The organism is Vibrio sp. SCSIO 43140 (assembly GCF_023716585.1).
Classification (GTDB): Bacteria; Pseudomonadota; Gammaproteobacteria; order Enterobacterales; family Vibrionaceae; genus Vibrio; species Vibrio maritimus_B.
In genome coordinates this window covers 585,983-609,024 of record NZ_CP071850.1, presented here as the reverse complement: position 1 = coordinate 609,024, position 23,042 = coordinate 585,983, and the positions used below count along the sequence as shown (strand labels likewise).

General features: G+C 46.1%; 17 protein-coding genes, 1 rRNA gene and 1 other annotated feature. Of the genes, 7 read left to right on the top strand and 11 right to left on the bottom strand.

The features are described from left to right. Positions 1 to 15 precede the first annotated feature (15 nt). The 4 genes from J4N45_RS02965 to rluD form a co-directional block, all read right to left on the bottom strand. Positions 16 to 1,567: ribosomal RNA gene (locus J4N45_RS02965) — 16S ribosomal RNA — on the bottom strand. A gap of 525 nt (positions 1,568 to 2,092) precedes the next feature. Then, positions 2,093 to 4,666: an ATP-dependent chaperone ClpB gene (clpB, locus tag J4N45_RS02960; RefSeq protein ID WP_252013585.1), complete on the bottom strand. Its 2,574-nt coding sequence runs from the start codon at positions 4,664 to 4,666 to the stop codon at positions 2,093 to 2,095. Positions 4,667 to 4,749: 83 nt separating this feature from the next. Continuing rightward, positions 4,750 to 5,478: a peptidoglycan editing factor PgeF gene (gene pgeF / locus J4N45_RS02955; RefSeq protein WP_252013583.1), complete on the bottom strand. Its 729-nt coding sequence runs from the start codon at positions 5,476 to 5,478 to the stop codon at positions 4,750 to 4,752. Then, positions 5,478 to 6,452 (bottom strand): 23S rRNA pseudouridine(1911/1915/1917) synthase RluD, encoded by a 975-nt coding sequence (gene rluD, locus J4N45_RS02950; RefSeq protein WP_252013554.1) that lies wholly within the window; start codon positions 6,450 to 6,452, stop codon positions 5,478 to 5,480. The genes pgeF and rluD overlap by 1 nt, the downstream gene beginning before the upstream one ends. A gap of 130 nt (positions 6,453 to 6,582) precedes the next feature. On the opposite strand from rluD, the gene bamD reads away from it, so the two are divergent. The 4 genes from bamD to pheA all read left to right on the top strand — a co-directional run bounded on the left by bamD (position 6,583) and on the right by pheA (position 10,968). Beyond that, positions 6,583 to 7,308 (top strand): outer membrane protein assembly factor BamD, encoded by a 726-nt coding sequence (gene bamD / locus J4N45_RS02945; protein WP_252013552.1) that lies wholly within the window; start codon positions 6,583 to 6,585, stop codon positions 7,306 to 7,308. Positions 7,309 to 7,421: 113 nt separating this feature from the next. Further along, a complete protein-coding gene (locus tag J4N45_RS02940; RefSeq protein ID WP_252013550.1) occupies positions 7,422 to 8,885 on the top strand; it encodes an MltF family protein in 1,464 nt (487 codons plus the stop codon). Between the two features lie 287 nt (positions 8,886 to 9,172). Next, the gene (gene hpf / locus J4N45_RS02935; protein WP_042476100.1) at positions 9,173 to 9,505 is read left to right on the top strand and encodes a ribosome hibernation-promoting factor, HPF/YfiA family; all 333 of its coding nucleotides are present in this window, start codon (positions 9,173 to 9,175) and stop codon (positions 9,503 to 9,505) included. A 139-nt stretch (positions 9,506 to 9,644) separates the two neighbouring features. Next, positions 9,645 to 9,766 (top strand) — a sequence feature (Phe leader region). Positions 9,767 to 9,777: 11 nt separating this feature from the next. Then, positions 9,778 to 10,968: a prephenate dehydratase gene (gene pheA / locus J4N45_RS02930; protein WP_252013548.1), complete on the top strand. Its 1,191-nt coding sequence runs from the start codon at positions 9,778 to 9,780 to the stop codon at positions 10,966 to 10,968. Positions 10,969 to 11,025: 57 nt separating this feature from the next. Here the strand turns inward: pheA and J4N45_RS02925 are convergent, their stop codons facing one another. After that, entirely contained in the window at positions 11,026 to 11,685 is a 660-nt protein-coding gene (locus J4N45_RS02925) for a YiaD family glycine zipper/OmpA-like lipoprotein (protein ID WP_252013546.1), read from the bottom strand. A gap of 191 nt (positions 11,686 to 11,876) precedes the next feature. On the opposite strand from J4N45_RS02925, the gene yjjX reads away from it, so the two are divergent. Continuing rightward, the gene (gene yjjX, locus J4N45_RS02920; protein ID WP_252013544.1) at positions 11,877 to 12,392 is read left to right on the top strand and encodes an inosine/xanthosine triphosphatase; all 516 of its coding nucleotides are present in this window, start codon (positions 11,877 to 11,879) and stop codon (positions 12,390 to 12,392) included. 45 nt (positions 12,393 to 12,437) lie between these two features. Here the strand turns inward: yjjX and trpR are convergent, their stop codons facing one another. Further along, on the bottom strand, positions 12,438 to 12,725 hold the full coding sequence (trpR, locus tag J4N45_RS02915; protein WP_042476094.1) for a trp operon repressor: 288 nt from the start codon (positions 12,723 to 12,725) through the stop codon (positions 12,438 to 12,440). A gap of 72 nt (positions 12,726 to 12,797) precedes the next feature. After that, on the bottom strand, positions 12,798 to 14,756 hold the full coding sequence (gene sltY, locus J4N45_RS02910) for a murein transglycosylase (protein ID WP_252013542.1): 1,959 nt from the start codon (positions 14,754 to 14,756) through the stop codon (positions 12,798 to 12,800). Positions 14,757 to 15,046: 290 nt separating this feature from the next. Between sltY and ettA the strand changes: the two genes are divergently transcribed. Further along, positions 15,047 to 16,714: an energy-dependent translational throttle protein EttA gene (gene ettA / locus J4N45_RS02905; protein ID WP_042503057.1), complete on the top strand. Its 1,668-nt coding sequence runs from the start codon at positions 15,047 to 15,049 to the stop codon at positions 16,712 to 16,714. Between the two features lie 148 nt (positions 16,715 to 16,862). Then, complete coding sequence (locus J4N45_RS02900; protein ID WP_234494470.1) at positions 16,863 to 17,870, top strand: M23 family metallopeptidase; 1,008 nt, start codon at positions 16,863 to 16,865, stop codon at positions 17,868 to 17,870. Positions 17,871 to 17,921: 51 nt separating this feature from the next. On the opposite strand, the gene J4N45_RS02895 is transcribed toward J4N45_RS02900, so the two are convergent. From J4N45_RS02895 to J4N45_RS02880, 4 genes are read right to left on the bottom strand one after another with little or no spacing between them, the layout of a single operon-like run. Next, positions 17,922 to 18,605: a hypothetical protein gene (locus J4N45_RS02895; protein WP_252013540.1), complete on the bottom strand. Its 684-nt coding sequence runs from the start codon at positions 18,603 to 18,605 to the stop codon at positions 17,922 to 17,924. A gap of 41 nt (positions 18,606 to 18,646) precedes the next feature. Beyond that, positions 18,647 to 19,210 carry a hypothetical protein gene (locus J4N45_RS02890; protein WP_252013538.1) on the bottom strand — a complete coding sequence of 188 codons (564 nt, stop codon included), beginning with the start codon at positions 19,208 to 19,210 and terminating at the stop codon, positions 18,647 to 18,649. Beyond that, a complete protein-coding gene (locus J4N45_RS02885) occupies positions 19,210 to 21,483 on the bottom strand; it encodes a hypothetical protein (protein WP_252013536.1) in 2,274 nt (757 codons plus the stop codon). The genes J4N45_RS02890 and J4N45_RS02885 overlap by 1 nt, the downstream gene beginning before the upstream one ends. An 11-nt stretch (positions 21,484 to 21,494) precedes the next feature. Then, a complete protein-coding gene (locus tag J4N45_RS02880) occupies positions 21,495 to 22,952 on the bottom strand; it encodes a DUF4150 domain-containing protein (RefSeq protein WP_252013534.1) in 1,458 nt (485 codons plus the stop codon). Positions 22,953 to 23,042 lie beyond the last annotated feature (90 nt).

The following is a 23,042-nucleotide window of genomic DNA, read 5'->3' as shown; positions in this document are numbered from 1 at the left end:
AATAATCTATTCGTATAAGGAGGTGATCCAGCCCCAGGTTCCCCTAGGGCTACCTTGTTACGACTTCACCCCAGTCATGAACCACAAAGTGGTGAGCGTCCTCCCGAAGGTTAAACTACCCACTTCTTTTGCAGCCCACTCCCATGGTGTGACGGGCGGTGTGTACAAGGCCCGGGAACGTATTCACCGTGGCATTCTGATCCACGATTACTAGCGATTCCGACTTCATGGAGTCGAGTTGCAGACTCCAATCCGGACTACGACGCACTTTTTGGGATTCGCTCACTTTCGCAAGTTGGCAGCCCTCTGTATGCGCCATTGTAGCACGTGTGTAGCCCTACTCGTAAGGGCCATGATGACTTGACGTCGTCCCCACCTTCCTCCGGTTTATCACCGGCAGTCTCCCTGGAGTTCCCACCCGAAGTGCTGGCAAACAAGGATAAGGGTTGCGCTCGTTGCGGGACTTAACCCAACATTTCACAACACGAGCTGACGACAGCCATGCAGCACCTGTCTCAGAGTTCCCGAAGGCACCAAAGCATCTCTGCTAAGTTCTCTGGATGTCAAGAGTAGGTAAGGTTCTTCGCGTTGCATCGAATTAAACCACATGCTCCACCGCTTGTGCGGGCCCCCGTCAATTCATTTGAGTTTTAATCTTGCGACCGTACTCCCCAGGCGGTCTACTTAACGCGTTAGCTCCGAAAGCCACGGCTCAAGGCCACAACCTCCAAGTAGACATCGTTTACGGCGTGGACTACCAGGGTATCTAATCCTGTTTGCTCCCCACGCTTTCGCATCTGAGTGTCAGTATCTGTCCAGGGGGCCGCCTTCGCCACCGGTATTCCTTCAGATCTCTACGCATTTCACCGCTACACCTGAAATTCTACCCCCCTCTACAGTACTCTAGTCAGCCAGTTTCAAATGCAGTTCCGAGGTTGAGCCCCGGGCTTTCACATCTGACTTAACTAACCACCTGCATGCGCTTTACGCCCAGTAATTCCGATTAACGCTCGCACCCTCCGTATTACCGCGGCTGCTGGCACGGAGTTAGCCGGTGCTTCTTCTGCAGCTAACGTCAAACGAGCACGCTATTAACGTACCCGCCTTCCTCACTGCTGAAAGTGCTTTACAACCCGAAGGCCTTCTTCACACACGCGGCATGGCTGCATCAGGCTTGCGCCCATTGTGCAATATTCCCCACTGCTGCCTCCCGTAGGAGTCTGGACCGTGTCTCAGTTCCAGTGTGGCTGATCATCCTCTCAGACCAGCTAGGGATCGTCGCCTTGGTGAGCCATTACCTCACCAACTAGCTAATCCCACCTGGGCATATCCTGACGCGAGAGGCCCGAAGGTCCCCCTCTTTGAGCCGAAGCTATTATGCGGTATTAGCCATCGTTTCCAATGGTTATCCCCCACATCAGGGCAATTTCCCAGGCATTACTCACCCGTCCGCCGCTCGACGCCGTTAACGTCACCCGAAGGGTCAGTTAACTCGTTTCCGCTCGACTTGCATGTGTTAGGCCTGCCGCCAGCGTTCAATCTGAGCCATGATCAAACTCTTCAATTTAAGATTTTGTCGGCTCAATGAATACTGACTTCAAAACTACTTATGTAATTTTAAAGCTATTATCGTTCCAACAGAACGATAATGAATTGACTGTGCCAAGTCTTTCGACTTGATTGGTCACTCAGTTCATTGAAAACCTAATTTGATACCGAGGTATCTAATTTGATTATCATCAACGAGTGCCCACACAGATTGATAGGTTTATATTGTTAAAGAGCTTGTTTCGAGCTTCGCTCAAAACGGACGGCCATTTTAGCGAGATAAGCTTTAGTGTCAACCACTTTTTTCAACTTATTTTGCTAAGCTTCTTAGAAGCTTGTGACCTTCTGACTCGTTGGGGATTTCGTTGTCCTTTCCCGTGTCAGCGAGGGGGCATTATAGAGATCGCCATTCACTTGGCAAGCGCTAATTTGCATTAAATTCGCTTTTTCTTTCCGTTCGTACACAAAAGAATCAGAACGCCCAAAAAAGACACAAAAAAGGGGAGTGACCCTCCCCTTTACGCGATTGTTCGCTAGTAATTCGCTACTGTCCTACCGCAATTTTATCGTTGTTGACGATAAGTTTGACTGGTTTACTTGGATCCACTTTGCCAGCGAGTATTTCTTTCGCGAGTGGATTCTCAATACTTTGTTGAATGGCGCGTTTTAAAGGTCTTGCACCATATACAGGGTCGTAACCCACTTTCGCAATGTAATCGAGCGCTGCATCTGCAACAACCAAAGAGTAACCACTCTCTTCCATTCGCTTGCCTAAACGCTCAAGTTGTATGTTCGCAATCGACTTGATGTGTTGCTGACCTAGCGGATGGAAAACTACGCTCTCATCGACACGGTTTAAGAACTCAGGCCTAAAGTGCGACGTCACAACATCCATTACTTCACGCTTGATCCCTTCATAATCGAGAACTTGGAAATTCTCTTGGATTCTAGATGAACCCAAGTTAGACGTCATGATGACAACGGTGTTTCTGAAATCGACCGTGCGCCCTTGACCATCAGTAAGACGACCATCATCCAATACTTGAAGGAGAATGTTGAACACATCCGGGTGTGCCTTTTCTACCTCATCCAGCAAAATTACCGAATATGGCTTACGTCTGACCGCTTCAGTTAGGTAGCCGCCTTCTTCATAGCCAACATAACCCGGAGGCGCACCAACTAAGCGGGCCACTGAGTGTTTCTCCATAAACTCTGACATGTCGATGCGCACCATGGCATCTTCACTATCAAACATGAAATTCGCTAGCGTCTTACACAACTCGGTTTTACCAACACCTGTCGGACCCAAGAATAGGAACGAACCAATAGGTTTGTTAGGATCAGCAAGACCTGCTCGGCTACGACGGATCGCATCCGATACCACTTCTACCGCTTCTGCTTGACCAATGACACGCTTATGCAGTACTTCTTCCATACGGAGCAGTTTGTCTTTCTCCGCTTCCAGCATCTTAGAGACTGGAATACCCGTTTGCTTCGACAATACTTCCGCGATTTCCGCATCCGTAACCTTGTTACGAAGTAGACTCATCTCCTGCATTTCAGCTTGTGTGGCAAGATCGAGCTGCTTCTCTAATTCAGGAATACGACCATACTGGAGCTCAGACATTCGATTTAGATCGCCCGCTCGTCTAGCAACATCCATATCCAGTCGCGCTTGCTCAAGCTCCGCTTTAATATGTTGTGTGCCAGATAGTGCCGCCTTTTCTGCGTTCCAGACTTCTTCTAACTCTGCATATTCGCGCTCTTTTGAATCTAACTCTTCATTGAGTACCGAAAGTCGCTTACTACTCGCATCGTCCGACTCATTTTTCAGAGCTTGTTGCTCTATTTTGAGCTGGATGATTTTACGCTCGAGCTTATCGAGCGACTCTGGCTTTGAATCTATCTGCAGACGAATACTTGATGCGGCCTCATCAATCAGGTCGATGGCCTTATCTGGCAACTGTCTATCAGTCACATAGCGATGAGAAAGACTTGCCGCCGCGACGATGGCGGGATCAGTAATCTCTACATGGTGATGAAGCTCATAACGTTCTTTAAGCCCGCGTAGAATCGCCACGGTGTCTTCGACACTTGGCTCATCCACCAGCACCTTTTGAAAACGTCGCTCTAGCGCTGCGTCTTTCTCTATATATTGGCGGTATTCATCCAAAGTGGTGGCGCCAACGCAATGAAGCTCACCGCGAGCAAGTGCCGGCTTGAGCATATTGCCCGCATCCATAGAGCCTTCGCCTTTACCTGCGCCAACCATGGTATGCAATTCATCGATGAACAGGATGATGTTGCCTTCTTCTTTAGCAAGCTCATTAAGTACCGACTTCAATCGCTCTTCGAACTCACCTCGATATTTAGCACCAGCGACTAAAGAGCCCATATCAAGGGACAATACACGACGACCGCGCAAACCCTCTGGCACTTCGTTATTGATAATGCGCTGAGCCAAGCCTTCTACGATGGCAGTTTTACCCACACCAGGCTCGCCGATAATGACCGGGTTATTCTTGGTACGACGTTGCAGGACCTGAATAGTGCGACGAATCTCATCATCACGACCAATGACAGGGTCAAGCTTGCCTTGCTCGGCACGCTCGGTGAGGTCAATGGTAAACTTCTCAAGTGCCTGGCGCTTCTCTTCGGCATTAGGGTCATCAACTTTTTGACCACCACGAATCTGCTCGATCGCTTGGTTAATCTTAGCTTCCGTTAACCCTTGCTCTTTAAGCAACTGCCCCAAGGGGCCTTTGTCTTCAATCGCAGCAAGTAAGAAGATTTCAGATGAGATATACGCATCTTGGCGCTTCTGAGCGACCTTATCGCAAAGGTTAAATACTTGCCCCATGGAACTGGAGAGCTGAACATCGCCACCTACACCGGTTACCTTTGGCAATTTATCCAATAATTCAGCGAGTTTTGAACGCAGATGGACAACATCTACATTTAGCATGGTTAGCAATGGACGAATCGAGCTGCCTTCTTGATTGAGCAGCGCGACCATGAGGTGAACAGGTTCAATGTACTGATGATCTCGTCCTAAAGCTAAAGACTGAGCATCGGAAATAGCGACTTGGAATTTGCTAGTAAATCGATCTAAGCGCACAGCAACCCCCTTAATTACATACGGCTTGATATGCAAATAAGATGGTTACTCAGGTGGAGGATTTCAAGAGATGGGAGCGAAAATCAGGCTTTGATCCAAATAAAGCTTGCCATACGACCAGTTTGCCCATCGCGTCGATAAGAATAGAAGCGCGTAGAGTCTTGGAAGGTACACAGTCCACTTTGAGTAACGCTATCGACCCCTAGAGATTTAAGCTTTATCTCAGCGATTAGCGCCAAATCAGCTAACCATTTGCCAGATGTAGGGTGCGGTTTGAATGCGATTGCGTATTCAGGGTGATTGGTGCAAAACGCGTCTCGGACATCTTCTCCCACTTCAAAAGCATCAAACCCGATTGCAGGTCCAATCCATGCTTGCAGCTCAGACTCGAAGAGAGACACGGCATTTTCAACAATACCATCTGCCAGCCCACGCCACCCCGCATGAACGGCGGAAACCGCAGTACCATCTTTTGCAGCAAGTAAAATAGGCAAGCAGTCTGCGGTCATCGCGCTGAGAACAACACCTGGGACAGTAGTGAAGCTCGCATCGGCATCGACAACCGTGTCAGTTGGCGCATCAATCTTAGCAACCACAGTAGAATGGGTTTGATTAAGCCAAACTGGGGCAGATGGCATGTTCGCTAAGGAAGCCAGTTGAAGTCTGTTTGCTTCAACATCTGCGGGATTGTCTCCGACATGCATTCCTAGGTTCAACCCAGAAAACGGCGATTTAGATACGCCGCCTTCACGAGTTGACGTCACCGAACTCACGTTCGATGCTGACTGCCAGTTTGGCTTAAGAGTCGACATTAATAGTCTTCTTCTTTATTTAGCTTAGTATCTTCACGAAGTGCTTCTGCCATCGCTACCATATCGTCAGGTACTGGCGCGTGGAACTCCATCTCTTCACCTGTCACTGGGTGAGCAAATTTCAGCATCACAGCATGCAGTGCTTGACGATCAAAGCTACGGATCATCTCGGTCAGTTCTTCGCTAGCACCACGAGGAATGCGAGCGCGACCACCATAAGCCGTATCACCCAATAGTGGGTGTTGCAGGTAAGACATATGTACACGGATCTGGTGCGTACGCCCTGTTTCTAGGCGTAAACGGATACGCGTGTGTTCACGGAAGTGTTCCGCAACACGGTAGTGAGTGATTGCAGGTTTACCTAGCTCATTCACCGCCATCAGCGTACGTTTGGTCGAGTGACGACCAATTGGCTTATCAACCATACCACCAGCCGTCATTTTACCGATAGCAATCGCTTCATACTCACGAGTAATGTTGCGTTTTTGCAGAGCACGAACCAAACGCGTTTGCGATGGAACCGTCTTCGCCACCACCATCAAACCTGTGGTGTCTTTATCGAGACGGTGAACGATACCTGCACGTGGTACTTCCGCGATAGCTGGGTAGTGATGCAAAAGCGCATTCAGAACCGTGCCATCTGGTGTCCCTGCTCCAGGATGGACAACGAAATCTCTTGGCTTATTGATAACAATAATGTCATCATCCTCGTATACGATGTTTAGAGGAATATCTTGCGCTTCGAAGCGTTCTTCATCTTCTAGTTCAGCTTGAACGGTAATCAATTCACCGCCCATCACTTTAGTGCGAGGCTTGGTCACCACGACACCGTTAACCGCAATTTTCCCGTCTAGCAGCCATTCTTTTAGGCGCGAACGAGAAAAATCTGCGAAGAGTTCAGCTACAGCTTGGTCTAAACGTTGACCTAACTGGCTGTCTTTTACTGTATTTGTTAATTCAATCTGCTGAGCCATATCGAACTTTTTAAAAAACCTTGGGACTAATACCACGAGTGTGGATAATATAGCCCATCATTGTATCTGTTACTGGCAAGAAAAGTAATGGAAGCGGAAAAATATTTACGTCAAGGAAAATCGTTCTCGTATGAAACTACTTAAACTAACAGGCTTGCTTTCTGTAGCTTTGTTGTTTGGTTGTGCTGACAAAGAAGTCACCGTCCCAGATGTCCCGCCGTCTCAGTTGTATTCTGAAGCTCAAGAGTCACTGCAAGGTGGTAACTGGACATCCGCTATCGAGCGCCTTGAAGCGCTGGATTCTCGCTACCCATTTGGTGCTTATACCGAACAGGTTCAGTTAGACCTTATCTATGCATACTATAAGAATGATGACTTGGCGCTTGCGTTAGCCACTATCGAGCGTTTCTCTCGCCTAAACCCAACTCATGAGCGTTCTGACTGGGTTCTGTATATGCGTGGTCTAAGTCATATGGCGCAAGATCGTAACTTTATGCATGACATCTTCCGTATTGATCGTTCAGACCGAGACCCTGAACCAGTTAAAGCGGCATTTGCAGACTTCGATCGCCTACTCAAGCGTTATCCAAACAGTGCTTATGCCGAAGATGCACAAAAGCGAATGGTGGCTTTGAAGAACCGCCTAGCAAACTATGACCTAGCGACGGCCGATTTCTACTTACGTCGTGAAGCTTGGATTGCCGCGATCAATCGTACTCAAGAGCTGCAGAAAACGTATCCAGATACAGAAGCGGCTCGCAAATCTCTGAGCATTCAGAAGAAAGCTTACGAGCAACTTGGCATGCAAGAGCAGGTCGAACGTACAGAGAAACTTATTGAGCTGAACCCTCTATAAGCCTCAAAGAGATTCAACTAAAGCGCTGTCGTATCAGCGCTTTTTTTGTGCCCAAATTGGCGAAAAGGCGTTTTCATTTATATATTTACCTTTAACACAATAATAAAAAGGTGATGGAAGTGAAGGCGCTGTTACTGAGTTTAGCCATCGTATTGTTCTCACTCCCACTGCGAGCATTAGAACTTACGCCATTAAGCAACACCCCCTACACAGGGGATCTAGATACCCTTGCGGAAAAGCGAGTAATACGAGTGCTCGTGTCTGCCGACCTTGGGTTCTATTACATTGAAAAAGGTCTACCTAGAGGTATTGGCGCAGAGCAGCTATACCACTTTGAAAAGCACTTCAAAAAGAAGTACCCCAAAGTGAAGCTACAAGTCATTCCAGTTCCTCGTGATGACCTGATTCCTGCCTTAGTAAACGGATATGGTGACCTGATTGTCGCAAATCTCACTGTGACACCTGGGCGTGAGCAAGTTATCCAGTTCAGTACCCCTATCCTTGATAACATCAATGAGCTCATTATTACCAGTGACGACTACCCAGCGCTGAGTAGCCTTGAAGATCTGAGCGGTAAAGAAGTTTGGGTGAGAGCGAGTTCAAGCTACTTTGAGAGCTTACAAAAGCTCAACCGGGAACTGACCGAAGAAGGGCAAGCACCTGTATTGGTGCAATACCTCGAAGAGACGCTTCAAGATTACGAACTCATTGAAATGGTGAAACAAGGCTATGTAAAGGCGACTGTGCTCGATAGCCATAAGGCCTTCTTCTGGAACAAAACCTTTGATGATCTAAATATACATAGTGAACTACCACTTCGTAAGGACGGTCAGATTGCTTGGGCAATGCGCAAAGACTCTCCCAAACTAACCGCACAGGTGGACGCCTACATCAAAACGGCTAAAGGCGGCACCTTACTCGGTAACGTTATCTACAATAAGTATCTTGAGAACACATCATGGTTTGCTAAGGCTCTCGATCCTAATAACATCCAGCAGCTTGAAAAGCTCATTACCCTCTTCAAAAAATACGCAGACCAGTATGACTTCGACTTCTTAATGATCGCCGCACAAGCATTCCAAGAATCTAAGCTCAATCAAAATAAAGTCTCCCCAAAAGGCGCAGTTGGCATTATGCAGGTACTACCAAGTACCGCGAGAGACCAGAACGTCAACATAAAGAACATCAACAACATAGAGAATAACGTCCACGCAGGGGTCAAATACATGCGCTTTATTCGCGATCGATATTTCAGCGATGATGCGATCAGTGACGACGACAAAGTGTATTTAACACTCGCCGCCTACAATGCGGGGCCGGGTAATATCTCGAGAATGCGTCGCCTCGCAGAGAAACACGGCTACGATCCCAACAAATGGTTTGGCAATGTAGAGCTAATGGCACGACGTAATATCAGTTCGGAGCCCGTTACCTATGTCGCGAACATCAACCGATACTTTGTCATCTACAAACAACTAGAGTCATTACAGGAGATCAGAGACGAACAACAAGCTCTTAATCAGGACATTGAGTTTTATAGAATATTGGGAGAAAAGGAGGAGACATCGACTGAGTGATGAAGATCACACTTTAGTTCTGAACACTAATTAGCCAGCCGCTTTCTTAGGGTCGTACTAAGTCGCCAAAAATGGGAAATTTTCAGAACGCTACTCTATCCAAATTAATGACTTTTCACGGAAAGAAAAGGCTTTTTTACACTCGACAGCACAAAGTTTTGCGATAGATCACATTTAGATTTGGAAGCGAAAAACCCTCGCATAAGAGTGATCTGGATCACATTCTTTTCGGTCTGGATAAGTAATCTGGAGTTAACCCATGAGGGATGCAACAGAGGAAAAAACATATGAGAGTAAACATCACTGGTAAAAACATTGAGATCACCTCTGCAATCCGTGAGCATATTGAGAGCAAATTTAAGAAGTTAGAAAAATGGCAAGTGGACATTATTAGTTGCCAGACTGCTTTCAACGAAGAGCCAAACAAACAAATGAAATTCGAAGCGTCCATTACGGTACCCAAAGGCAAACTTGTCGCTTCCGCTACTCATGAAGATTTATACGCTGCCGTTAACGAGGTAGAACAGAAACTGGAACGTCAGCTAAACAAACTAAGACACAAACCTGAAGCTCGTCGCACAGAGAAGCCTGAGCTCGCAGAAGCAGAAGAAATCGAATAATACGGTCGTCTTACCGCATAGCGATTCAATTTAGTCACAAAAAAATAGCGCCTTAGGGCGCTATTTTTTTGCTTGACGCTCCAAGCTCCCTTGCTTATTGTGGGGCTTAGCCAACAAAAATGATTAAGCAACGATTTATGCGCCCAAGTATTCTGTTCTTTTTTGACTTCTTTTTTCTCCACTAGGCTTGGAGGCTTCTTCGTTTTCGAAAGAAAAGTCAAAAACGAACGGAAAGCCTCCCAAACGGGAGGCTTTTTTATAAGGACTATTTGATGACCGACACCAACTATTCACTAGATGACATTCGCCTGAGACTGAATGAACTTGATGACCAGCTACTGCAACTTCTATCTGAGCGCCGTAAGCTCAGCATTGAAGTAGCGAAAAGCAAAGTAGAGACATCTAAACCCGTTCGTGATGCTGCTCGTGAACAGCAACTGCTCGTTAAGTTAATCAACAACGGTAAAGACAAGTACGAACTCGATGCCCCGTACATCACTAAGATCTTTCATACCATCATTGAAGACTCAGTGTTGTTGCAGCAGGTTTACCTACAGAATCTAGCGAATCCAGACCAAAGCCGAAAGCCCGTCGCTCGCGTGGCGTTTCTTGGTGCAAAGGGCTCTTATTCCCACCTTGCAAGCCGAGACTACTTCTCTCGCAAGAACACAGAACTGGTAGAGCTTAACTGCGACCAATTCAAAGAAGTCATCAAAACGGTTGAATCTGGCCATGCAGATTATGGTGTGCTGCCAATCGAGAACACCAGCTCAGGTTCTATCAATGAAGTATTTGATCTGCTTCAGCACACGACTTTGCATATCGTCGGCGAGATCACTCAGCCTATCGAACACTGCTTAGTGGCGACGAAAGAGATCCGTCTTGAGAACATCAAGACACTGTACTCACACCCTCAGCCGCACCAGCAATGCAGTGAGTTCTTGAGCCGTCTGAAAGGCGTGACTCTTGAGTCCTGTGCAAGCACGGCTGATGCGATGCAAAAAGTACAAGAGCTAAATCGCGACGACGTTGCGGCTATCGGTCACGCAGCAAGCGGTAAGCTTTACGGTTTACAGTCGATTCAAGGCAACATTGCCAATCAAACAGAGAACCACACTCGCTTTATTATTGTGGCGAGAAAGCCAGTGGAAGTGTCGGCTCAGATCCCAGCGAAAACAACCTTTATCATGGCAACCTCACAAGAGGCTGGCTCACTGGTTGAAACCTTGCTGGTGCTTCAGCGCTATGGCATCAATATGACCAAGCTTGAGTCTCGTCCAATCATGGGCAACCCTTGGGAAGAGATGTTTTATGTCGATGTCGAAGGACATAAAGATTCTGAGGCAATGAAGAACGCAGTCGATGAGTTAGTGAAGATAACGAAGCACTTAAAAGTATTGGGCTGCTACCCTATCGACAACGTCAAACCTGTTATTCCAGATCTTGCTGACAACAAAGAATAAAACCAAAAATCCCTAGGCATGACCTAGGGATTTTTTTATCTACGTTCGATACACCGCTTACGTCAGCGGTAGAATCTTAATCTCTACACGTCGGTTGCATTGACGCCCTTCTGTCGTTGAGTTGCTACAGATAGGGAAACGCTCACCCATGCCTCGAGCAACAGCACGACCTGCGGCAACATTTTGGCTTACCAAAAATGCGCGTACCTGCTCAGCACGCTTTTCAGATAACTGCTGATTGTAATCGGCACTACCCGTGCTGTCGGTATAACCATCGATGACAAGGCTTGTATCTGGGTATTCGACTAAAATGCGCGCCACACCTTTAAGCGTGTTGTGAATGTTACTATCTAAAGCGTGCGAGTTACTCGCAAAGCCAATGCCATTTTCTAGACGAAGAACCAATTGATTGTCGCCTGTACGCTCCACTTGTACTCCAGAGTTTAGTAGCTCTTGGCGTAGTGCTTTCTCTTGTTGATCAAAGTAGTAACCAGCGCCGCCACCGATTGCAGCACCACTCGCTGCTCCCAGAAGAATACCCTTGCTATCGCCACCAGAGGCAATACCCACAGCGGTTCCCGCAATCGCGCCGATAACGGCACCTTTGGTCGCTGAGTTTGTCTCATACTCGCCCGTCGTGGCATTTTGACGCTGCGTCGCTTGGCATCCTGCCAGCGTCATAATTCCTAAAGCCACCACTACTTGTTTTAGTTTCATATCCATTGTCTCTTGTTGAAGTTTCTGACTATAAATAACAGAACATCATACTATAAAAATTATATTGATTCCTAGTTGGACCCTGAATCGGTCACAACCAAGGTTAGGGATATTGAAGATTTAAATGACATGAATAGGGAAGATTTACGTTAGAATTAGGTTCTTACGTTTTATACATGGATAAGTCTGTCATGAAAAAGGTCGTTATTGCCTCATTAAACCCAGCCAAAATTAATGCTGTTAAAAGCGCGTTTGAATCGGCTTTCCCAAATCAAGCATTTGAATTTGAAGGGGTTAGTGTACCTAGCGGTGTGGCGGACCAGCCTATGGATAACGAGGAAACCCATCGCGGTGCTGTAAACCGAGTTAACAATGCCAAACAGGCTAAACAAGGCGGTGACTTTTATGTGGGTATTGAGGCTGGATTGGATGGCGGCTGTACCTTTGCGTGGATGGTGATTGAATCACAAGGACTGGTTGGTGAATCGAGAAGCGCGAGCTTGATGCTGCCACCGGCTGTTGTTGAGCAGCTATCGCCGACGGTAGAACTTGGCGATGTCATGGATAAAACGTTTGGCACCGACAACATCAAACAAAAAGGCGGCGCCATTGCGCTGTTAACTCAGCACCAGCTCACTCGCAGTTCGGTATACCATCAAGCCTTGATTTTGGCGCTGATCCCTTTCGTGAATCCAGACCATTTCTAACCGCACGTTACGCTAGTGCCAATGAGCGAGACCCGATAGGTCTCGCTATTTTAACAGCAAGTCACTTAATGCGTTCTTCTCTGCATCTTCAAGGCGCTTCACCTCTGCACTACCTCGAGTAATGGTCGCTACACCCACCCCTAACATCTGGCTAATTTGACGCTGAGATAAGTCCCCTTTTAGTAGCTCACATAAGATGTTAACGCGAGCAGTAACTGCTTCACGCTCATCCGGCGTTAACAGCATCGTCATGAGCTGCGCTTGTTGCTCTGTGCTTTGCGAACGTTGGATCAGGTCGAGAACTTGTTGCCAATCTTGATATTGAGGTTCCATGAATCATTCCATTAGAGACTTCCAATACTCCATTCTAACCCCAAGCTCACGCCAATTCCTAGTGTACGGTAACTAGTACCGCTTATTCGCCTCTGCATCGGTAAGGAAACTTCCTTGAACACCCATCAAATCACGATAATAGACCTGGAACATCAGAATGTTCTGGACGTAGCCGCGGGTTTCCCGAAACGGTATCGCTTCAATAAACGCGATGGCATCTAGGTTGCCATCAGAAGCTGCTCGCCAGCGCTTCACGCGGTTCGGTCCGGCATTATAAGCAGCGAGCGCAAAGATACGGTTATTGTCATAGTTACCCAAAAGCTCGTTGAGGTAATGTGAACCTATCTCAATGTTTTTATTCACTTGATACAGTTCACTGGTTCGCTTATAGGCAATTTTGTGCTTTTTCGCGGTGTATTTCGCGGTGGCAGGCATGATTTGCATCACTCCACGAGCACCTACCGGAGAGCGGGCTTCCACATCCATCGCACTTTCTTGTCTTGCCAAAGACATCAGAAGGTCAGTATCTAAGTCCAACTTCTCCCCATAGAAGTTAAACCACCATTGGTGAGCAGTCGGGAAACGAAGACTCATGTTATCCCACATCTTGGCAGATATGGTTGCCACCACGGTAAGGTGATGCCAACGCTTCTGTCCAGCATAGGCCGCGAGCATCTCTTTCTCTGGCTTAGAAACATTAGAAAGTAGATAGCGCCACTCAGATTTCGCTGCTGTAATCTTATCGCGCTTAATAAGCTCTTCGATGCGAATCAAGCTACTCTGATAAGGGGCAACCACTTTGCTATCAAATGTGGTCGTCGAAATCGGATAAACAATCGAATGTTTTAAATGTGTGGCTGCGGCTGCACTGTAGAAGTTGCGCTGCCCTACAATGGACTCCAATCGCTTTTCACCTTGCGCCTTATCACCATTGCTTATCTCTGCGCGCGCGAGCCAATACTGCCAACGGCTAGTTTGCTTCGTTTCATCTGTCAGTTTATCTATCCACTGAGTCAGCCCTTTCCAATCCGCTTGCTGCACCGCTAAACGAGCACGACGCTCTAGGTAACCATCATTGCTCGATGTCGCTAAAACCCCATCTCGCCATTTAGCTTCGCTATCTGAGTCTGTGGTAATAAAGCGCATCGCCACGTAATCATTCATCGACTGTTTTAGCTCAGGCGTCAATTTACTGTTTTTATTCAGCTTCGAGAGCGTGCTGCGCGCTTGCTCTTTATCGCTACGCGCGAGTTTTTGCAGTGCCGACTCCGTCAGTAAACTGCGATTTGGTTCAGGGAAGTTACCTGCGGCAAACGTAGCTACATTTTTTGGTGACTTGAACAGGGCTTGGACCTGCTTACCTTGCTGCTTTCCTTTTGAGGTTTTCAGCTGCTTATTGAGATAGTTAATTAAGGAGCCATTACGGCTTTTAAACGCCAGCGTCATTCGCTCGAGAATCAAATCGTCTGTGCGCAGCCCTGCCTTATTCCATGAATCAAACAAGGGATCGCAAGCGCTATCGACGCTATCGCCACTTTTCCATAAGTTTGCCGCACCTTCATACGCAGCTTTGCTGTCGCCTGTTTTTAGCTGCGCATAATGGTAATGACACTGATAGCGCTCCCCATTGGGGTAAGTGGTTTGAAACTCTAGAAGGTCATTCCAACGTTTCTGCCTCGCCAACTGGTCGATAAACGGCGCACGGATACGCGAAGAGAAAGGGAACGCCTGATGCGTTTCTATAAACTGATTCACCTCGGAGACCGATTTGTCTTTCAACTGCAGAGAAAAAACTCGGTAATCGACATAAGGCGTTAACGGGTAGTCCGCAATTTGAGCGCGGATCTTGTTGTAGCCACTGATGTCTTTTTTATCGATGAGATCTTGGGCTTTGTCATACGTATCGCGCTGACGTTCAAGTTTTGTTTCAGAGGCTTGGGCGGTGCCCATAAAAACTGGCATAGCCAGTGATACGATAGCTCCGTATGCTGTTGCTAGTAACGGCTTTGAGTATCGTCGTTTGAAATCCATGTAACCATTCCTTCGATGCTGTGAACGTTGACCATAAGAGATATTGTTATTGTTTTCCTGACGACCGTGTCAGCTGTCATTTAATGCATGGTCAAACTTCAATTTAAGACCAAATGAGTCAACTTTCCAATGGCTTTGTTATTAAGAATTTGTTTCTGGCTATTTGATACGCACTATCCCTTCGAAGCGTTTCAATCGATGCATGCTTTCTTAGAAGTAAAATTGAAAGGATTCCGCTCGGTGGTGTAAAATAGGAACTTTATTGACTTCAAAATTAGGAACGATCGGCAATGGCTGAATACGTCTATACTATGTCGCGCGTGAGCAAAGTGGTGCCACCAAAGCGACAAATCCTCAAGGACATTTCTCTAAGCTTCTTCCCTGGCGCGAAAATCGGTGTACTTGGTCTTAACGGCGCAGGTAAATCAACGCTTCTGCGCATCATGGCAGGTATTGATACTGACATCGATGGTGAAGCACGCCCACAACCAGGTCTAAACGTAGGTTACCTACCTCAGGAGCCAGTACTAGACGAATCAAAAACGGTTCGCGAAATCGTTGAAGAAGCCGTTGCTGACGTTGCAGGTGCGATGAAGCGTCTTGACGAAGTTTACGCAGCTTACGCAGAACCAGATGCGGACTTTGATGCGCTAGCAAAAGAGCAAGGTGAACTGGAAGCTCTGATTCAAGCGAAAGAAGGTCATAACCTAGAAAACGCTCTAGAGCGCGCTGCAGATGCACTTCGTCTTCCTGAGTGGGATGCGAAGATCCAACACCTTTCTGGTGGTGAGCGTCGTCGTGTTGCTATCTGTCGCCTACTGCTTGAGAAGCCAGACATGCTGCTTCTTGACGAACCAACCAACCACTTGGATGCTGAATCTGTAGCTTGGCTAGAGCGCTTCCTTGTTGATTACACTGGCACCGTTGTGGCGATTACCCACGACCGTTACTTCCTAGATAACGCAGCCGGTTGGATCCTAGAACTTGACCGTGGTGAAGGTATTCCATGGGAAGGTAACTACACCTCTTGGCTTGAGCAAAAAGATGCGCGTCTGCAACAAGAAGCGTCTCAAGAGAAAGCTCGTCAAAAGACCATCGAGAAAGAACTTGAGTGGGTTCGTCAAAACCCTAAAGGTCGCCAAGCGAAGTCTAAAGCACGTATGGCACGCTTTGAAGAGCTGCAAAGCGGCGATCACCAGAAGCGTAACGAGACCAACGAGCTGTTCATCCCGCCAGGTGAGCGTCTAGGTGACAAAGTTCTTGAAGTGAACAACCTAACTAAGTCTTTCGACGGCCGCGTGCTTATCGACGACCTATCGTTCAGCATTCCTAAGGGTGCTATCGTGGGTATTATCGGTGCCAACGGTGCAGGTAAATCAACGCTATTCAAGATGCTAAGCGGCACTGAACAGCCTGACTCAGGTACGATCGATCTAGGTGAAACCGTTAAGCTGGCGTCTGTTGAGCAGTTCCGTGACTCAATGAACGACACCAATACAGTATTCCAAGAGATCTCTGAAGGCGCTGACATCATCAAGATCAACAACTTTGAGATCCCAGCTCGTGCTTACTGCTCGCGCTTTAACTTCAAAGGCAGCGACCAACAGAAGATCATCGGTGAGCTATCTGGTGGTGAGCGTAACCGTGTACACCTTGCTAAGCTTCTTAAAGCTGGCGGTAACATGCTACTACTTGATGAGCCAACCAACGACCTTGACGTTGAAACGCTGCGTGCACTAGAAGAAGCACTTCTAGAGTTCCCTGGCTGTGCCATGGTTATCTCGCACGACCGTTGGTTCCTTGACCGTATCGCGACTCACATCATCGACTACCGTGATGAAGGTCAGGTTAACTTCTACGAAGGTAACTATACCGAGTACATGGAATGGTTGAAGAAGACGCTTGGTCCTGAAGCCGCTGAACCACACCGCATCAAGTACAAGCGTATCTCAAAATAAGCAACTGATTTACAGATAAACTTGTTTTTTTTCCATAGGGCGCTAATAATAGCGCCCTATTTTTTTGTGATTTTGTGCCACGAATTAGCGAAATTAACTGAAAATTCACGTTATTTTATAGACAGACTGTCACCTACGAACCGTTACTATGCCCAATAAGATTCGCGTTGTTATACCAACACAACAAGGAAAGAAGAAAACGCTGCGCCTTGGAAAAAAGCGCACCTACACAGCTATCTTACTAGCTGCGGCTTTCCCTGTTGGCTTAGGGTTAGTTGGGTATTCGTATCAGCAGTCACAGCTAGAACTGACCTCAACAGAGGGATCGTTAGCAAGTCTGCACCAAGAAAAAGCTATGCTCGAGGCAAAGTTAGAAGAGCAAGTGAATGAAATGCACGACCTCTCTCAAGAGCTTGAAGAAAAACGTGATTCATTACAGCTTCTAGGTAAACGTGTGAACGATGTGGAAGCAGTACTTGGCCTTGTCGATGAAGAGCAGTATGACAGTGAGATGCCATTAGAAGAGCGCATCGACGCTGCAGCTATTGACTCAGCTGTGCGCGCTACCATGCTAAGACTCATCCCCAACGACAGTCCAATGACTTACCAGCGCATCTCTTCCTCTTATGGCAGACGTACGCACCCTATTACTGGTAAACGTCACGTTCACAGTGGTATCGACCTAACCTGTAAAACTGGCGAGCAAATCTTAGCGCCTGCCGACGGCGTGGTTGAAACCGTACGACCAAGTCGCCAAGGTTATGGTAACTACCTCACCGTCCGTCATGCCTTCGGTTTCATGAGTTCTTACGCTCACCTGCACAAATTCAAAGCCAAGAGCGGTCAGTTTGTTAGCAAAGGCGATGTGCTTGCTACCTGTGGCAACAGCGGCACTTCAACAGGCCCGCACCTTCACTACGAGATCCGCTTCTTGGGCCGCACGCTAAACCCTCAATACTTTATCGATTGGAGTCCGGAAAACTTCGATTATGTCTTTGAAAAAGAGAAGAAAGTGCAATGGGCACCGTTGATTGAGTTGGTAAGCAGTGTAGTTAAACTGCAGATCAACCTGACGAATGCGCCTTATGTTGATTCGTCGATTAAGACGGCGGTGAATGAAGAGACGAGTTCGGAAGAGGTTGAATCAACGAACTAGTGTAAGCGTTGTTGCTTCCATTATTTGTTGTGAAGCGACTGCACTACATGGTTATTTTTCCACGTCTTTACAGTCCACTTCAAAATGCTGTTGGTCTGAGAAATAGAGGTTAATCTCTTTTATTGCCATTTTGACACCGAGCTTTTCAGCCTGAGAGAAACAAAACACGCCCTGCCCGCTTACAGCCATCATCTGCTCTGAGCTCAGATCGTTTTGAATATCTAGATACACCCTAAGCCTCTCTGGCGCGAAAACGCTCATTACAAAGCCAGAGTTCCACAAAACTTCACCTTGCTCATCAAAATCAAAGTCTCTCACGGCAAAGTTCGCCTTATTTACTTTAGCAAGTTCCTGACTACTTAAACCGACATATAGCTCGGTTCCAACTCTCCATTGACTTCCATCGGCAGTCAATTTCACGCTTCGCGGCTCCGTCCTTTGGTCATCGAACCAAAAAATGCGTAGTGTCTTACCCTCAACATTTGGGTAAAGTATGGTCGCGGGGAGTTCCTCACCGTCTCTAGTAAACTCGTAGGTTGAGAATACATTTTCATGACCAAAACACCTGTTCAGATCGGCTTCCCCTTTGATCTGCTTACACTTTCCAATTCTAAAACTAGGGGTAATATTTAGATGGTCATTCTCATAAAACCACTCTCCTACATCGTTTCCAAATGAGTGAAAACTAGCAAAAAACAAAATCGGAGTTAAAAACTTTATAGCGTTAACAACCATGCGATTAAAACCACCAGAACCCTAAAATTCTTGTTTTGCCTCTAGTGAAATTCTGGCTCACTCGGGTCCTGAAATTGCTGAGGAAAACGTTTTATCAACTCATCATCAAGTATTAACCAACCTGATTGATCTCCACCAAAAGTATTCAGCCATAACTGTTCATCACACCAAGATTCAAATACAACATTCTTTCCTTTAGAGACTCGTAAACTACAATTCCCTGCGACGTTGCTTATATTATATCGATAGTCTCCTATATAAAAGAATATCTTTCTCCCCTGAGCATTTGGGCCTAACCTAACGTGGTAGGTTAAAAATCTACCTTTTGGTGTTCCCAAGTCCTTTGGATACTCTAGTTCCACATTACCTGGCATACCGTATCTATATTTAACATACCCCGTACTCGGGCTTTTATGATTAAATCCACATAAAGAAGCATACTTACCATTTTCTAGTTTAGCACTAAAGTAGATATCTTCCTTTTCATTACACAGAGTAGTTGTTATATCACTACGCTCGATATCTATTTGAGGATGCACGGCATTTGCACACTTAATTCCTAATAGCGCGTTTAAGCCCGCTAATAAAAATAGTTTTTTATTCATTACTCAAAAACTCCATTTTTCCACAAATCACTAAAATTTCTCCTACGCAGCGCATATGAATCTGTACCACTATTAACTTTTCTTGTTATTTTATTCACAGCTTCCCCATTCGCACCAGAGTCAGCTATTTCATACAATTTATTACTAACCCAAAACCAAGCTGAAGATCGTGTAGCATACTTAGCTTGTAAAATAACCTCTGGGTTAGTTATTGAATCTATTTTATCTTCAGGCCATTCAGATTGATTTTTAGCATGCCACTTATTAAAACCTGTGTAGTTCCTTCTACCCGTAAGTTGTTTCAGCCCTCTTCCCCTATAGTTCCAGCCATCATCAGTTGTTAGGAAATCATGATTTCCTAAATCCTTACGGCCACCATACATTACGTTAAACAACATACGCTTATCTTCTAAGCTTGGTCGGCTACCATCTTTCTTTACAAACTTACCATCTCTTTTTTCATGAATGCCAAGTACATCGATATACCGTTCTCCTGGATGTTTTGCGTGATCACTAGGATAGTTTCTCCCGCGAGCTGTCTCATACACATCAGTATCTAACGTAGAAATACGATAATTAGTATACTCAGCCATATTCAAATCAGGACCTGTTTCTTGCATTATTTGCGCAAAAAAATGGGTACGACGTAAAGGTGTATCTAACTTATAAAATTCAATATGTTCATTAAGTTCATTCACTATAGCTTGCAAGACATCTCTTTTAGAGTCCTTCACACGAGGGTAGACTTTACTCAACATCTCAAGAGTAAAGATAAATTGTGTGCTACTCGCAATAAATGGCCAATAGTGCCACACTGAACCGTTATTAGTTTTGCCACTTATGGACTCTACACCTTCCAACCAAGAAAACTCTTTCGCACGCTCTCTCTCATGCTCCGAGAAAACATCATACTCAGCGAGAACCTTCTCTCTCCATGGCGAATTCTCAAAATCTTCTAAACTCACAAAACCTCTCGAGAGAAGTTGTTCGTATATTTCTCTAGCAATAGCGTGTATTCGTTCATATATTGAGTCAGATTTCTCCACATGCCAATCAGATGGGTGTTTTACTATCACGCGCTCGAAGTGTTTTCGTTTATTGTTCAAATAGGTTTTCAGCTCTTTGGGTGTGGCTGAAGAGAAATCTACTTCTTCACTATCTGCTGCTTCATCACTACTTTTTCTGCTTTTTGATACTTCTTTGGCTAGCGATACGAAGAATGTATTTTCACTACTCAGCGCCCCATCACTCTCACTCCCATCAATCACTATCAATGGTGTTTCTTCAGCATTAGGTGGGGATAGTAACTTCTTAAAGTACTCCGGCGGCTCATCGATAGAGAACAGCTCGATGTGAACTCTGTTATCTTCTTTTTTGGTCGCGTTGATGTCGTTGCTGTATTCATGAAGACCCATATAGCCAATTTCATCCCCCGCATTGATAGATATACCGAGATCTGGGGTTCCTTCGACATTCAAAGTGAGTGGCACCACACTGCCATTACGTAACTTCGCAGCGTCTTCTTTCATCCAAGGGGGCTCTGATACTGGTACAGGCTGCATCACACTGGTGTTTTCTAGAATGTCGAACTCACTGTCTTTGCCTGCAGCAAACCAAACCAATTTCCCTTCCATGCCTTTTTCTCGAGTGGAATTTTGATCGCCCGCTTCAACCACTCGGCATTTAATCATGTGATAATCGGTGCCATTAATGTTGTACTTGTGAGTTTCCTTTTCCTCAGCAAAGAGATATTCAAGAATCGTCCCTTTCGACATTCCAACTTTATCTAGTTCGCTTTCTTGTTTAGGTTCACTGTCGAACTTGAAGGTACGTACATTCCTTTTGCCTTGCTCCATTGCCATTTTATAGCGAGTACTTGGTGAGCTATTGGCACCGATATCTGCCGGTGGCGCAAGGTGCATGTAAAGAGAGTAGAACTTAAAACCATCGTTACTATCGTCGGGGTTTTGGCATTCATGTTCAATCAACACAAAGTTATTGCTGAACTTGAGCTCCTGACCTTTGTATAAGGTTTTTTGGTAATCCTCATGAATTCGATAGGCGATGATCTTGCCATCTAACATGGATTGAATCGGTCTTAGTCCTTTACCCCAGGGCACCATTTTTGATGTGAGGTGCACGCCACTGTGCCAACCATAACCTTGTCCTAGAAGATAACGACCACTCTTAGCTTGGTCGAACATTTTGGTGAAGTCGCTTAACGTATGATAAGGCTCACCATTTCTTTGTGTAATTGGGAAAACAGCTTCCATAGTGAGAGACCTTAATCAGAGAAGACATCATCGAAGGTGATGAAAGGTGGACGATTTAAGTTGTGAGTTCGTGTGTAAACCACAGCGTTAAACTCACTATTCGTGGTTGAAAAGCCTGAAGAACCATTGCTATTCACAATCGTCCCTATTGCCATTCCTGATATCGTCAGCAGTTTATCGTTGGTGCTCTCCAGTATTTGGCTGAACACATCAGGTAACACTCGTGAGAGTGTCAGCAAGGCACTCTGATAGCCTTTTACACCTTGTTGTACTGCGGTGTATGACCGGGCTTCTGCCTGTGAGTAGATGTAAGCCAATCGCTCGTCCAACGCAGCAACCAGTTCATCAATAAAACCGCACACTTGTTGATTGATGAAAGTCCACATCATCATCTGCATGTACCTAACTGTGTTGCCCGTACCAAGAAGACGAAGCTTGGCAAGCATATCGGCTGGCGGTTCGAACAAATCAGCTTGGAAGAGAATCCTCAGAATATCGCCATTCTCATTCACTTGTTCGAACAGCAGTTCCAATAATGGCTGGTACTTATCTAAAGATTCTGTGTCGTGTTGAGCATGATAAAGGGCTGACACAAACGCCGCAGCAAAACTATGCGAATGGTTTCGGTCTACAGCATAAGGAGACAGGATTCGACTTTGCTCAAACACCATAGATTGGAAATCATCATCGGTGTAAGACGGAGAAAGTAAGATTCCCCAGTCATTTGCCACGCCAACTCTACTGTCCCAAAATGGTGCTCTTGAGCTCGCAACAAACGTGCAAAAGTCGTGACTGTCTTGATAGGTTTCTGTGGGTGTATTCTCGGCTAGTGAACCGTTGGGCTTATAGCTATCCTGTGTCTCTTTTAATATAAGTTTGCATTCCGTCCTTGGTAATCCGCTGACAGTACTCATACCTTGTTGGTCGAGTGTCCCTACAGCCACTATCGCACCACTCGGTTCCACCAGCTGAAAATCGGCATTCGCGTAGGGTTTTCCATTCGGGTATTTGCAGGTTAGATCGACGGTGTAGGTGCCTTCTTGGTCTTCGGTGACGGACACTGCCGGGTTCTGCACTCCGCCTAAACACATCGTATTCGCTTTGTTCATCGTCATTTGATCACTCAAACGACAGACGCCCTTACCTTCGATGATCACGGTTGGAGACGAAGAAATAAATTCGGCTTCGGCTTCAATTGTCCCTGACGACACGCCCTTTTTGTCGCCGCCAGCATCACCGGTACTCGCACTAAATTTACTGCCTTCAATGGCAATGCTGTTGCCACCATCCATACTCACGGTCGTTGTACCATCCGCCAAATCTGCCGATTTTGCGTTGTTACCATAAGGGATAGGAACCACAGAGTTTCCCATCGTGGTTAGGCACACATCTGGCAGTGTTGCGTTTGCTTCGCCACCCGATCCTTTGTGAACTACGCTGAGTCCATTCGCACAAACTGTTACACCCATAGTCAATCCAACTCATATTTACTGAGTGAATAATAAAGTAATTTCCCTATTACTATCTCACTAAACCATTAGTTTAATTGACTAAATTAC

Bases quoted from the DNA above. Each gene is read 5' to 3' on its own strand.
- sltY (WP_252013542.1), bottom strand. From the start codon at position 14,756: ATGGATTTCAAACGACGATACTCAAAGCCGTTACTAGCAACAGCATAC.
- J4N45_RS02940 (WP_252013550.1), top strand. From the start codon at position 7,422: ATGGAAGTGAAGGCGCTGTTACTGAGTTTAGCCATCGTATTGTTCTCA.
- trpR (WP_042476094.1), bottom strand. From the start codon at position 12,725: ATGGAACCTCAATATCAAGATTGGCAACAAGTTCTCGACCTGATCCAA.
- J4N45_RS02895 (WP_252013540.1), bottom strand. From the start codon at position 18,605: ATGGTTGTTAACGCTATAAAGTTTTTAACTCCGATTTTGTTTTTTGCT.
- J4N45_RS02880 (WP_252013534.1), bottom strand. From the start codon at position 22,952: ATGGGTGTAACAGTTTGTGCGAATGGACTCAGCGTAGTTCACAAAGGA.
- pheA (WP_252013548.1), top strand. From the start codon at position 9,778: ATGACCGACACCAACTATTCACTAGATGACATTCGCCTGAGACTGAAT.
- hpf (WP_042476100.1), top strand. From the start codon at position 9,173: ATGAGAGTAAACATCACTGGTAAAAACATTGAGATCACCTCTGCAATC.
- J4N45_RS02885 (WP_252013536.1), bottom strand. From the start codon at position 21,483: ATGGAAGCTGTTTTCCCAATTACACAAAGAAATGGTGAGCCTTATCAT.
- rluD (WP_252013554.1), bottom strand. From the start codon at position 6,452: ATGGCTCAGCAGATTGAATTAACAAATACAGTAAAAGACAGCCAGTTA.
- ettA (WP_042503057.1), top strand. From the start codon at position 15,047: ATGGCTGAATACGTCTATACTATGTCGCGCGTGAGCAAAGTGGTGCCA.
- J4N45_RS02925 (WP_252013546.1), bottom strand. From the start codon at position 11,685: ATGAAACTAAAACAAGTAGTGGTGGCTTTAGGAATTATGACGCTGGCA.
- pgeF (WP_252013583.1), bottom strand. From the start codon at position 5,478: ATGTCGACTCTTAAGCCAAACTGGCAGTCAGCATCGAACGTGAGTTCG.
- J4N45_RS02900 (WP_234494470.1), top strand. From the start codon at position 16,863: ATGCCCAATAAGATTCGCGTTGTTATACCAACACAACAAGGAAAGAAG.
- bamD (WP_252013552.1), top strand. From the start codon at position 6,583: ATGAAACTACTTAAACTAACAGGCTTGCTTTCTGTAGCTTTGTTGTTT.
- J4N45_RS02890 (WP_252013538.1), bottom strand. From the start codon at position 19,210: ATGAATAAAAAACTATTTTTATTAGCGGGCTTAAACGCGCTATTAGGA.
- yjjX (WP_252013544.1), top strand. From the start codon at position 11,877: ATGAAAAAGGTCGTTATTGCCTCATTAAACCCAGCCAAAATTAATGCT.